General features: G+C 50.5%; 11 protein-coding genes. 4 read left to right on the top strand and 7 right to left on the bottom strand.

Annotation, left to right across the window (positions count from 1 at the left end; translation table 11 throughout):
• Window positions 1–432: 23S rRNA (adenine(2030)-N(6))-methyltransferase RlmJ (gene rlmJ / locus ACRCZA_RS00085; RefSeq protein WP_438672473.1), on the top strand; the 432-nt coding region annotated here is incomplete at its 5' end.
• A 109-nt stretch (window positions 433–541) separates the two neighbouring features.
• Here the strand turns inward: rlmJ and ACRCZA_RS00080 are convergent.
• From ACRCZA_RS00080 to ACRCZA_RS00060, 5 genes are all read right to left on the bottom strand, one after another.
• On the bottom strand, window positions 542–1,288 hold the full coding sequence (locus ACRCZA_RS00080; RefSeq protein ID WP_438672472.1) for a lytic transglycosylase domain-containing protein: 747 nt from the start codon (window positions 1,286–1,288) through the stop codon (window positions 542–544).
• Between the two features lie 172 nt (window positions 1,289–1,460).
• Window positions 1,461–2,183, bottom strand: coding sequence for a LemA family protein (locus ACRCZA_RS00075; RefSeq protein ID WP_438672471.1), 723 nt, complete (start codon window positions 2,181–2,183; stop codon window positions 1,461–1,463).
• 288 nt (window positions 2,184–2,471) lie between these two features.
• Window positions 2,472–2,798 carry a hypothetical protein gene (locus ACRCZA_RS00070; protein ID WP_438672470.1) on the bottom strand — a complete coding sequence of 109 codons (327 nt, stop codon included), beginning with the start codon at window positions 2,796–2,798 and terminating at the stop codon, window positions 2,472–2,474.
• A gap of 299 nt (window positions 2,799–3,097) precedes the next feature.
• Entirely contained in the window at window positions 3,098–6,232 is a 3,135-nt protein-coding gene (locus tag ACRCZA_RS00065) for an efflux RND transporter permease subunit (protein ID WP_438672469.1), read from the bottom strand.
• Between the two features lie 9 nt (window positions 6,233–6,241).
• The gene (locus tag ACRCZA_RS00060) at window positions 6,242–7,387 is read right to left on the bottom strand and encodes an efflux RND transporter periplasmic adaptor subunit (protein WP_438672468.1); all 1,146 of its coding nucleotides are present in this window, start codon (window positions 7,385–7,387) and stop codon (window positions 6,242–6,244) included.
• 327 nt (window positions 7,388–7,714) lie between these two features.
• On the opposite strand from ACRCZA_RS00060, the gene ACRCZA_RS00055 reads away from it, so the two are divergent.
• Both ACRCZA_RS00055 and ACRCZA_RS00050 read left to right on the top strand, forming a co-directional pair.
• A complete protein-coding gene (locus ACRCZA_RS00055; RefSeq protein WP_438672467.1) occupies window positions 7,715–7,978 on the top strand; it encodes a hypothetical protein in 264 nt (87 codons plus the stop codon).
• 274 nt (window positions 7,979–8,252) lie between these two features.
• Window positions 8,253–8,900: a glutathione S-transferase family protein gene (locus ACRCZA_RS00050; RefSeq protein ID WP_438672466.1), complete on the top strand. Its 648-nt coding sequence runs from the start codon at window positions 8,253–8,255 to the stop codon at window positions 8,898–8,900.
• A 17-nt stretch (window positions 8,901–8,917) separates the two neighbouring features.
• Here the strand turns inward: ACRCZA_RS00050 and ACRCZA_RS00045 are convergent, their stop codons facing one another.
• Both ACRCZA_RS00045 and prlC read right to left on the bottom strand, forming a co-directional pair.
• Window positions 8,918–9,451: a thioesterase family protein gene (locus ACRCZA_RS00045; protein ID WP_438672465.1), complete on the bottom strand. Its 534-nt coding sequence runs from the start codon at window positions 9,449–9,451 to the stop codon at window positions 8,918–8,920.
• Between the two features lie 158 nt (window positions 9,452–9,609).
• On the bottom strand, window positions 9,610–11,649 hold the full coding sequence (gene prlC, locus ACRCZA_RS00040) for an oligopeptidase A (RefSeq protein ID WP_438672464.1): 2,040 nt from the start codon (window positions 11,647–11,649) through the stop codon (window positions 9,610–9,612).
• 285 nt (window positions 11,650–11,934) lie between these two features.
• Here prlC and ACRCZA_RS00035 point away from each other — a divergent pair, with 285 nt between their 5' ends.
• Window positions 11,935–12,768, top strand: coding sequence for a hypothetical protein (locus ACRCZA_RS00035; protein ID WP_438672474.1), 834 nt, complete (start codon window positions 11,935–11,937; stop codon window positions 12,766–12,768).
• Window positions 12,769–13,045 lie beyond the last annotated feature (277 nt).

Raw genomic sequence — 13,045 nt, 5'->3', positions numbered from 1 at the left:
GTCAAAGTCATCAAAGGCGACGGCTTAAAAGGACTGATTGCCGCAGTGCCGCCGCTAGAGCGCCGCGCACTGGTATTGGTTGACCCCAGTTACGAAATCAAAACCGATTATCAAGATGTCGCCGAGACATTAATCAAAGCCCACAAACGCTTTGCCACTGGCGTGTTTATGCTGTGGTATCCGGTGGTGAATCGCGCGCAGACCGAAGGCATGTTAAGCCGCCTTGCCAATAGCGGCATCAAACGCCAACTGAGAATTGAGCAGGCCATCAGCCCCGACTCCACCGAGTTTGGCATGACAGCGGCAGGATTATGGGTTATTAACCCACCTTGGCAGCTCGATGACATCGCGCTTGAACTCACCGATTATCTCGCCAAAGCCTTAGGACAGGCGGGCGGCAGCGTCACCGTCAAGTGGGAAGTGGGCGAATAACCTCAAGCGCAGCCAAGATTACTCGATGATGCGCGTTTAGGGATAACGATAAGCGATAAAGATGCGAGCCAGCGAGCGTGATAACTCGCGCTCGCCAGTCTTGATAAGCTTAAGCGCCCTGTTGCTGTCGATAGCGTTTCAAGAGTATTTGCACCCGCTCAACATAGGCCTTTGTTTCAGGATAGGGCGGAATGCCATTGTACTGGGTCACCGTCGTTGGCCCCGCATTGTATGCGGCGCAAGCTAAGGCGATATCGCCATTAAACAGCTTAAGCATTTGCGCTAAATATTTACTGCCGCCGAGGATATTTTCTTCGGGCACAAAGGCATTGGAGACACCCATTTCCTTGGCGGTTTCAGGCATCAATTGCATCAACCCCATGGCACCACTGCGGGAAATCGCCCGAAAATCAAATGCAGACTCAGCATGAATCACCGCGCGGATCAGCGCTGGCTCCAACTGATGCTTACGAGCCGCTCTGGATATCAGCGAGTCATAGTGAGATCGAAATAACCGAATGTTGTTCCAATCAATTTTAGAGTCAGGACGGCAAGCAAAACACTCATAGAGCAATATTTGATACGCATTATTACTGGGAGCCTTGTCGGTAAACACCGTGACGCCATTAGGTTGTTGGTATTGATAAACTTTAACCTTTTCCTGCCCCTCACTGCTGACAATACCGCCGTCAGAATAGCGCGCCACAATCCGAGTCTTGCCAGCACTGTTAGGCTCCTCGGCATTCGCACTCAAGGGCACGAGCCAGCAGTACAGGCCAAGCGCCACGGCGCCAAACGCTAGCGTTTGACGTGCGCGGATCAACAAAACTGAGTTCCATGAGCAGGAGAAAGGCATCCACATCCCGTGTATTGGTTAAATTAGCGTACTTCAATAATAGCAAAGTACTGGTTTATCTCACGATTTAACGATCCAAATTCTACCCCAAACCACGCCAATGCCAATGCCAACAGCCTAGCCTGATGAAGCTTAATGGAGTCTAAGCAATCAAGCTCAACACATTTTAACCTCAACGGGTTGCATGCTCAGCAGCGACGCCTGCCTTGAAGGCTGCATATTCAGGCATCCGCTTTATGCCGGCGATGGCAGCAATGATCGAACCGGGAAAAATCTCAACTGCCGTATTCAGCTCAAGCACAGCGGCATTGTAGTAGCGAGCAGATGCCGCCATCGGGGTTTCGGCCTCATACACATCACTATGTTCGAGCGGCGCTCCCTGCCCAAACGGTTGCCAAGATGGGGGCTCCGTCGCTATCGCCAATCGGCTCATCTCCAATCGGCTGATTGAAGCGAACCATGCGGCCAAGTGTTGATTAACTTGCTCGACACTCTCCAGATAAGCGCTGACCTCAGCGGGCGCGATGCTGGATTTCGGGGGCATTAAGGGTAACCAAGCTTGGGCGTGCTGACTTGCCAGCGCGCGAATACGAGCGGCTAACGCCACCAGTTGCGGCTCAAGCGGAGAGTTTTGGATGGCGGCTGCGGTTTTAGCAGGATCTGCCGCTTCCGAGCAAGCTTCAGCGCCCTTGGCTGACAAAGGCTCAGCCGCTAACGGTGCCGCCATGCCTGGCGTCTGCGCGAGGAGCGCGGTTAGCGGCTCAAGTCTTTTGTTTAACGACACTTCCATACTCGATAACGCATCAAGCACGGCGCGATATTTTTTTACAAGGCTGACGTACCAGAGATAACTCACGATAAACACCAGCGCTAACCCCAAAAACAGCGTATCCATTGCCTACCCCTATTATTGTTATTTTAATGGCAACAGCTAATCACAAACAAAAGCAAATTTCATCAGCCATCAAGGGCGGCCTGCAGAAATATTACCTACCCACACCTCTGCCACAATCGCGTAAGCTCACGGCCAAGCATTCAGCTCCGATTCAGTGTTGACCCGCTATAGTCCTCATGCACAACATTTAGGGCAGCCATTTTGCTCGTGAATACTGGACTCCTTGAGAGTCCATTTTTTTTGCATTTGGCATTAGCGCTGTCCATATCCGCCGGGCAGAAGCGACGCTCACCCCTGATGATATAGCCACTCCATCAGCAGACTGCAAATCAACAAAAATACCCCAAGATTAAACAGATATCCCTGCAATTTTGCCGTCAATGTCATGTTTTCAGGTTGCGATATAATTTGGCTTACCGACATAAAAAAGAGCTGCGGAGCTAACCCCATCCCCACGAGCAGCAGCGCAACAGCGAGACTGCGCGTCAGCTCGGGTAGCACCAGTTGGTCGAGATAAAATGCATTCACCCCATACACCATCACCCCCAAAGCAACGGCATAACATAAGCAAGCAGCCAATAGCCGCTTAGTTACAAGATTAACCCTCGGTGCCACAACATCACTCCAAGTCAGCACAAACAAATATGATTACTTTAGTTTTTCTGAGCGGGGCGTCAACTGCTGCCCTGACCCACGGCCTGCTCGCATTGGCTAACATCGCTCCCGTGTACACCTAGGATGCCAGACGTTATTGAGCCTATAAAGGGGATGCAATATGCCAGCATTCCGCTTCAAGCAACATACCACTTAACGCTACAAACCACTTAACGCCACAAACCGCAGATCCCAAGCCTTATTTTAGCCACAAAAAAGCCCTGCAACAGGGCAGGGCTTTGACTCAACAACGGCTGCAGTTACTCAGCGCTGTTGGACTGCTCGTCTTTCGCTTTGCGTTCGCGCTTACTAAAGATGCGCTCCACAATCACGAAAAATAACGGCACAAAGAAAATGCCAAGGAAGGTTGAGCTCATCATCCCGCCTAACACGCCTGTACCAATCGCATTTTGGCTACCAGAACCCACACCGGTACTAATTGCCAAAGGAACAACCCCTAAACCGAAGGCCAAGGAAGTCATTAAGATCGGCCGTAACCGCACCCGTACGGCATGCAGAGTGGCCTCGACCAACCCCGTACCTTTCTCGTAGTACTCTTTGGCAAACTCCACAATCAAAATCGCGTTCTTAGTAGCGAGCCCCACCGTGGTTAACAGCCCCACTTGGAAGAATACGTCATTGGGTAGGCCGCGGCCATTCATCGCGATCAAGGCTCCGATAATGCCGAGCGGCACGACCAGTACAACCGCAAAAGGCACCGACCAACTCTCATAGAGCGCCGCCAAGACGAGGAAGACCACTAAGATCGAGAGCGCATAGAGCGCTGGCGCTTGATTGCCAGATAAACGCTCCTCGTAGGAGAGACCGTTCCACTCGATGCCAAAACCGGGAGGCAACTGTTTTGCCAAGTCTTCCATAATGGTCATCGCCGCACCGGTACTAAATCCGGGCGCCGTCGCGCCTTGGATGTTCATCGCCGGCAGACCGTCAAATCGTTCTAGGCGAGGCGAGCCATATTCCCAGACGCCGGTCGCGAAGGCCGAAAAGGGCACCATATCGCCTTTGCTGTTACGGACATACCAAGTGTCAATATCACCGGGTTGCATCCGATACTTGGCATCACCTTGGACGAACACTTTCTTCACACGGCCGCGGTCGATAAAGTCATTGACGTAGGATCCGCCCCACGCTGTAGTCAGTACGCTGTTGACATCGGTAATCGATACCCCCAACGCACTTAACTTAGCGTGATCAATATGTAATTGATAAATTGGCGCATCTTCTTGGCCGTTAGGGCGAACACCGACAAGATTTGGATTCTGCGCTGCCATGCCCAGCAACTGATTGCGGGCCGCTAACAGCTTGTCGTGGCCTTGGCCATTTTTATCCTGCAGGTACATGTCAAACCCGTTAGCCGTACCCAGTTCAATCACCGCTGGGGGGACAAACGCGAACACAAAGGCCTCTTTAATCTGACTAAAAGCCCCCATGGCTCGGCCAGCAATCGACTTAACATCCATGCCCGGCGCTTCGCGCTCTGACCAATCTTTTAAGCCCACGAACGCCAGCCCCATATTTTGCCCTTGACCGGCAAAACTAAAGCCCGCCACGCTAAACACCGAGTTAACGCCCTCTTCGGCCAAAAAGTGATCAGACACTTTTTCTAATACCTTCAAGGTGCTTTCTTGGGTCGCATTGGTCGGCAAAATCGCCTGACTAAATAAAATCCCTTGATCTTCATCGGGTAAGAATGCTGTTGGCATGCGGATAAATATCCAACCCACCGCGACAACCAGTACCACGTAAATCATCATCACCCTAAAGCTACGTTTGATGATGCCCGCAACGCTCGCCTCATAGCGCGAGGTTAATTTATCAAAGCTACGGTTAAACCAGCCAAAAAAGCCTGTTTCTATATGGCCATGGCCCTTTTTAACCGGTTTTAGCATAGTGGCACACAGCGCAGGAGTGAGGATCACCGCCACCAGCACCGACAAGGCCATCGCCGCCACGATAGTGATAGAGAACTGACGGTAAATCACCCCTGTCGAACCGGCCATAAATGCCATAGGTACGAATACCGCCGACAGCGTCAAACCAATCCCTACCAAGGCGCCCGTAATTTGGTCCATCGATTTGCGTGTGGCCTCAAGTGGACTTAAGCCCTCCTCAGACATAACCCGCTCGACGTTTTCCACGACCACAATCGCATCGTCTACCAATAGACCAATGGCTAGCACCATGGCAAACATGGTCAAGGTATTAATCGAAAAACCCGTGGCCGACAAAATGGCAAAGGTTCCGAGCAATACCACAGGTACCGCAATGGTTGGGATCAAGGTTGCGCGGAAATTCTGCAAGAACAAGTACATGATGACAAACACCAGTACGATAGCTTCCAGCAAGGTATGCACTACGCCTTCAATCGATTGCTCAACGAAGGGCGTGGTATCGTAGGGGTAAACCACTTCCAATCCTTGCGGGAAGAAGGGTTTCATCTCGTCAACTTTTGCGCGTACGGCTTTAGCCGTATCCAAGGCGTTAGCGCCAGTGGCGAGTTTAATCGCTAAACCCGATGCCGGTTTGCCATTATAAAACGACACCACTGCATAGCTTTCAGAGCCTAATTCCACCCGTGCCACGTCACCTAAAGACACGTTTGCGCCGGAGGTGTCGGACTTAAGGATAATTTTGCGGAACTGCTCTGGGGTTTGTAATCGGCTTTGGGCCGACACAGTCGCATTCAGCTCTTGGCTTGGGAGCGAGGGCGTTCCCCCAATTTGTCCCGCTGACACTTGGGCGTTCTGCGAACGTATCGCTGCAACCACGTCTAAGCTGGTCAGGTTATACTGAGTCAACTTCATCGGATCGAGCCAAATACGCATCGCATATTGCGCGCCGAATAGCTGGATCTCACCCACCCCCGGCACACGGCTCATCGGCTCGGCGACATTCGACCCCACATAGTCGGCAATGTCACTCTTATCTAAGCTGCCATCCTGGGAGACGAAACCGAGCACCATTAAAAAGCCTGAACTCGACTTGTTAACGTTAACCCCTTGGGATTGCACTTCCTGAGGCAATAATGTCATCGCTCCTTGCAGCTTGTTCTGCACCTGCACCTGAGCGATATCGGGATCGGCCTCGGAGTTAAAGGTCAGCGTGATTTGGGCGTTACCAAAACTATCGCTGGTAGAGGCAATATAACGTAAATGGTCAATCCCGGTCATGCGCTGCTCAATCACCTGCGTCACGGAGTCTTCTACAATTTTGGCAGAGGCTCCGGGGTAATTAGCGGTGATCACCACGGTCGGTGGCGCAATGCTGGGATATTGAGATACAGGCAAAGATCGAATCGAGAGGATCCCTGCCAACATAATCATTAAGGCGATCACCCACGCAAAAATGGGCCGATCAATAAAAAAACGTGCCATAGCGATGCCCTATTGTGCTTGCGTTTCAGAAATAACTTGAGTGGTAACCGGGGAGCCTGGGCGAATCTTTTGTAAGCCTTCGACAATCAGCTTATCGCCAACCGTTAAGCCGGAGGTGATCCGCCACTCATTGCCAATGGCTTGCGCCGTTTTAACGATTTTGGCTTCGACCACGCCTTGGTCATTGACGACCATTGCCACAGCTTCGCCCTTTGGATTACGGCTAATTGCTCGTTGCGGCACCATAATCGCCTGTGGATCAGTACCAGCATTCAGCACCGCCCGCACATACATACCCGGTAACAACAGGCCATCGGGGTTCGGGAACTCGGCGCGCAAAATCACAGAGCCGGTGTTTTCATCCACACTCACCTCGGCAAATTGCAATTTCCCTGAGTGACCATAGGTTGTGCCGTCTTCTAAAACTAACTGCACCTCGGCATTATCCGTCGCCTGCAACTTGCCTTGGGTTAGCTTTGCCTTCAGGCGCAGGAGTTGGGCGCTCGATTGAGCAATATCGATATTGATAGGATCAAGCTGCTGAATGGTCGCCAGCGTTTGACTTTGGTTGGCGGTCACCAACGCGCCAGCGGTCACGCTCGACTTGCCGATACGGCCTGAGATGGGCGCCAGCACTTCCGTGTATTGCAGGTTGATTTTAGCTGTATTGATGGCGGCTTCAGCCACGGTCACGCTCGCAAGCGCTTCTTTGTAGGCCGCATCGGCCTCATCAAAATCCTGCTGACTGATCGCGTTCGTTTTCACTAATTGCTGATAACGTGTCGCTCTGGCTTTTGCCGAGGCTAACGCAGCATTGGCGCGGGCTAAATCGGCATTGGCACTGACGAGCGCCGCTTTATAGGGCGCAGAATCAATTTGATACAAGGACTCCCCTTGCTTAACAAGGCCTCCTTCAACAAAACTACGCTTAGTGATAATCCCATTGACCTGCGGACGAACTTCAGCCTCGAGGAATGCTTTACTGCGGCCCGGCAACTCCACTTGGATCGCCTGCGACTTGGCAACAACATTGACCACGCCTACCTCAACGCTCTGCGGGCCAGCATTGGCAGGGGCTTTCGCTTCTTGAGGGCTGCAAGCTGCCATCCATAACGCCACACTTATAACTGAGGCAAGTTTAATTGTCTGCCGCATGAGAACTCCTTCAAAAATGAATGACCGATATACCAAGCCACTTATTTGGATTGGTATAGCCGTAATTATCACTAAAATAAAAAACCGTTATTTATCGCATACCCTATTAAAATCAACAAGGTCGACCATCAAGTAAACTGCAAACCGCTGAGCTTAATTACATCGCCACCCACAACCAAGCAACAGAGCCGCATCACATTTAACAGCTGCATAAATTAATAAGCTAATAAACTATAGGTAAGCTTATGCAATAGATAAACTGCTGCGCCTTGATCTTGGCAGTTCTATAGCGCTATAACCCATCTACAGCCAATCTATAGCTAATTTATGGTGAATGCGCGCAATTCCATCAGGGGGGAAAATCATGACACCCGCCGCATTACCGACGGTGAGGACGTCAACAACCCGCAAGAGCAGGTTGCTTATCAACAAATTAGCACTCGCATTGTAGTTACCCACCCAAGGCTGAGCAAATATACCAACCCTTTTTTACACATTAGCGAAAGTAAAGTTGTTAACCGCGCGGCAAGCACCGCGACTGCTGAGAATGAGGCAGGCCATCACGCCGCGCTAGCTCAAGCCCTAAACTAACCCAAGCGCTGTTCCGCTACAGCAAATGTGTTATCCATCAAACCTTTAAACTTAAAAATACATAATTATCATTAACTTGAGGCAATATAATGCGTGGCAATGGGGGATTGTTTGTATGCACATACCCAGCTTGGCAGCGCTTAAGCACCTGATGCAGTTATCAAACGCGATTCCAAGTGCCACAATTGCAGCTAAAGTGAAGCCTTAGGGCTAAGATTAGGGCAAGCCGCGTGAGTTTGGTTTAATTGAGTATTTCCCATCGGAGTCTGCGCTTATGGAGCTTTTTTATCACCCATTATCGCGATATTCACAAAAAGTGTTGATCGCACTCTATGAAAAACAGGCGCATTTTTCTCCTCGCATCACAGACTTTAGCGATCCTCAAACAAGGCTGCACTTTCAGCAGGCCTATCACACCGAAAAACTGCCACTGCTCAAAACGGCCACTGGAGAGCTTATCCCCGAGTCGAGCATCATTATTGAATATTTAGATAGGCATGTGACCAACAGCGCCCAGCTGCTGCCCCCCGAACCTGAGCGCAACCTACAAGTACGGCTGCTTGACCGGATTATCGACAATGATATCAATAATTTATTATTTAAATTCGAAAGGTTAACAGCGTCAAACCTAAGCAATACCCTTGATATCAAGCGCATCGAAAACCAGCTGCTGCAACAATTTGCGCGTTTAGATGCACACCTTAGTCAGCATCATTGGGTGTGTCAGGATAGCTTTACCTTAGCCGACTGCGCCCTCATCCCCTGCTTAAGCTATAGCTTTAACCACTTGAACCTATTGGACTTTGATCAATTAGTGCGCTACTGGCACCAAGCCCAATTACGCGGCGCTTGGATGCTCGTCCACCAAGAGGTGCAACTTGCTCAAACCACCCAACACCACGGCCTAAGGAGCATCCCTTAAGTTGCCACCGCGAGAACCTACGGCAGATTGCGCTCTTTTTTTAACTGTAAAAACGCTTTCCATTTAATCACTTCTGCCGGTAACTCGGGAGCAGGCTCAGTGTAACCTGCCTCCTTGAGCAGGGTGTCGAGGGGCACCTGCTTACCTTTACAGACAAACACCCCACGGACATGCACTAAGCAGTGCAAGCCGCGTTCACTGATAAAACGTTGCTCAATATAGAAGTATTTTTCATCCCACCCCACGACTTTGGTTTCAATCTCGAAGGTTTTTAAGGGTTTAATATCTCGGATGTAGGTAAACTCGGCGGCATTCACTATCGGCATCCACTTGAGTGCTAAAAAGCGTTTCAGCAGCCCCATTTCGGCCAACATGTAAGTGCGCGCTAAATCCATAAAGGCGGGATAACGGGAATTGGTCAGGTGAAAATTGATATCGCAATCACTGGGAAGGGCGCGGTAAGCAATTCGGCTCGTCCCCAAAAAATCAATAGCACGACACTGGCGAATACGCCAACATAATAACCAAAACAATCGAAAATACAGATTCATAACCAGCAGCCTCTGAAATAAGGCCCACAGGCTAACAGAGGTCATACCAGGGAGCAAGTGAGATCTTGCTCACACAAAAAAGGCGCCACAAGGGCGCCTGTTGATCAAAGGCTTACCGCGACACCATGATGGCATCCGCGATAAAACCGCCATAAACGTTACGAGGCAATGCCAGAGTGACGCAGCAACGCATCAATGCTTGGTTCACGTCCCATAAATTGCTTAAATAGCACCATAGGTTCGACGGAACCGCCCATCTCTAAAATGTTGTGCAAAAAGCGTCGTCCCGTTTCGGGGTTAAAAATCCCTTCTTCCTCAAAGCGCGAAAAGGCGTCCGCCGACAACACTTCAGCCCATTTGTAGCTGTAATAGCCCGCGGCATACCCGCCCGCAAAAATGTGGGCAAAACCATGTTGGAAACGGTTAAATGCCGGTGGAATGAGCACCGCCACCTGACGACGCACCTCATCTAAGGTGGCTTGAATGCATGCGCCTTTCGCAGCATCGTATTCATGGTGCATTCTAAAATCGAACAGCGAGAACTCTAATTGGCGCAGCATCATCATGCCAGATTGGAAGTTTTTCGCGGCGAGCATTTTATCCAACAATGCCTTTGGTAATGGCTCGCCGGTTTCATAGTGGCCAGAGATTTCCGCTAAGGCCTCTTCTTGCCAGCACCAGTTTTCCATAAATTGGCTCGGCAATTCGACCGCATCCCATGGCACACCGTTGATACCAGACACGCCCGCAACATCAATTTTGGTGAGCAGATGGTGGATACCATGACCAAATTCATGGAACAGGGTCGTCACTTCATCGTGAGTAAACAGCGCCGGTTTACCATCAACCGGGCCATTGAAGTTACAGGTCAAATAGGCCACAGGTTTTTGCAAACCCTTGGCGGTTTGGCGGCGCACGCGGCAATCATCCATCCACGCGCCGCCACGCTTACCGGTGCGGGCATAGAGATCTAAATAAAAACTGCCGCGGTGCTCACCGGTTTCATCAAAAATATCAAAGAATCGGACATCATCATGCCAACGCTCAAACTCGGTTTGCTCTTCAATCCTTAAGCCAAATAACCGCGATACCGTGTAAAACAGGCCCGCCAGTACTTTGTCTTCAGGAAAATACGGCCGAAGAATTTCTTGTGAAATCTCATACTTATGCTGCTGCAATTTTTCAGCGTAAAAACTTAAGTCCCAAGAAGCCATTTCGGTCACGCCAAACTGTTCCTGCGCAAAGGCTTTTAGCTCAGCAAGTTCGGCCTTAGCTTGATCTTTAGAACGCAGCGCCAGCTCATTTAAGAAAGCCATCACCTGCGCGGGCGTTTCTGCCATTTTGGTGGCGAGGGATTTTTCGGCATAGCTGTCAAATCCTAATAACTGTGCCAGTTCATGGCGCAGCGCGAGGATTTCATCCATCAATGGGCCATTATCAAACTCGCCGGCGTTCGGGCCTTGATCCGAGGCGCGGGTCACAAAGGCGCGGTAACATTCTTCCCTTAACTCGCGGTTTTCACTGTAGGTCATCACTGGCAAATACGAGGGGAAATCCAAGGTAAATAACCAGCCCTCTAACTCGCGAGCCTCGGCCATGGCCTTAGCGGCTGCCTTAGCCGAATCTGGCAAGCCTGCGAGTTCAGCTTCATCGGTAATCAACTTAGTCCACGCTTGGGTCGCATCGAGCAATTGATTTGAAAAGCCGCTGGTCAGCTCAGAAAGACGTTTTACGATTTCACCATAACGCACTTTTTGTGCGTCATCTAAGCCGATGCCCGAGAGTTCGAAGTCACGCAAACTGTGTTCAATCACCTGCTGCTGAGCTTGGCTTAATTGGGAGAATGCCTCACTGGCGCGCAGGCTTTTATAGGCTTGGTACAGGCCTTGATGCTGGCCTACGTAGGTACCATACTCCGACAATAGCGGCAAACAAGCATCGTGGGCGGCACGCCACTCCTCGGTACTGGTGACAGAATTCATGTGAGAAATGGGTGACCAAATTTGGCTAAGCTCATCATCCACTTGCTCTAATGGCGCGACGAGGTTTTCCCAGGTAAAGGGACCTTGATGTTGCAGGACTTCATCAATTTTTGCTCGGCATTGAGCAAGCGCATGCTCGACGGCAACTTGAATGTGTTCAGGTTTAATCTGTGAAAAAAGCGGTAACGTCGTGCCATTAAGCAAAGGGTTGCTCATAGTGATTCCTCTACAGTCTGTATAGGCTATACATAGGGGCTCAACTGTCATTTATCAAGGCAAAAAATGCAATTGCCTCCTTGGGTCAGCCCAAGTGACGTTGAAAAATAAAAAAGTGAATTATCTCTCAATTCATTCTTTGGACCGGTTTGGGATGTCAATCTTGATGGCTAGATCGCAAATGCGATTAATTCCCATTAATTGTTAATCTTAGGCCCGCTATGATCGTACCCTAGACAAAAAATGAAGGATTGGCAGCAGATTACCGCTATGAAAAAATGGATAATGGCGACTCGCTCGCTCAGTAAACTCTCGCAACGGGTTCTCGCCGCAGGCTTAATCAGTGTAAGCCACTGCAGTTTGGCCGATGAGGCCGTGACTGCGCCAAGCCAGTTCCAGTCAATGGAAAGCATTGCCACGCTAAACGCTGCCGAGGCGGAACAAGCGGCAGCAGCAGAGCAAGATAGCACGCCTTGGGCGCTTCGCGTCGATATCGGCTGGGACAGCAAATACCTCTCCGAAGGGCGCAATAATTTGCCGGATAGCGGTATCTTTTGGCTCAATGCTGCGGCGCAATATGGCAACTTGACCACCTACGCCCTCGTCGGGCGCGCCGACAACTCAGCCTACACTGAGTGGAATATCGGCCTTGAATACGCCCTCAGCATGAGCGAACACCTCGACGCCAATATCGGCTATCAACGCATTGAGAGCTTTAGCGATGCTCGCAGCCAAGATAACGAACTTTTTGCCGAAATCGCCTATAACCGTTTACCTTGGCTGGTTCCTGCAATCAGTTATGTCTATTCCACTGAAGCGGCGGGTTACTTTGTTGAGGCCAGCCTGCACAGCAATTGGCCGCTGAGCGAGCGCTTTACGCTCACCCCTTATATAATTCAAGGTTTTGATTTTAAATACATCACACCCGATCACAATGGCAGAAACCACCTGCAATTTGGCCTTGAAGCCCATTATCAATTAACTGCCAATATCGAGCTCTATGGTCATCTCAGCCACAGCCTCGCTCAAAGCGATATCATCCGAGAAGCGCAGGCAAATGGCGACCTCAGTTCACAGGATCACACCTACGCGGGACTGCACCTCGTCATGAACTTTTAATCCGCAAGGCAACCCAAGGGCAGACGGCAAAAGTTTGGCAAACCCATGGGCCAATGGCTACACTCAATCGGTCGTTGGAGCGACAGCAACACCGCGTAAGTGACACGCGTTCATTGGCGAGGAACATGGAATGTTACAGCAAAAAATGCCGCTTAAGCCGTTCACCTTTGGATTATGGCAACCCAAGTGCACACAAGCACTGCGCTTATGGCTCAGCACCTTGATAGTTAACCCCTTTGTCGCCGCTCCCTTGCTGGCCGACGTGGCGGTAACACAA

It is taken from the genome of Shewanella sp. (assembly GCF_051658185.1).
In the GTDB taxonomy this organism is placed as follows: Bacteria; Pseudomonadota; Gammaproteobacteria; order Enterobacterales; family Shewanellaceae; genus Shewanella.
This window is presented reverse-complemented; position numbering and strand designations above follow the sequence as displayed.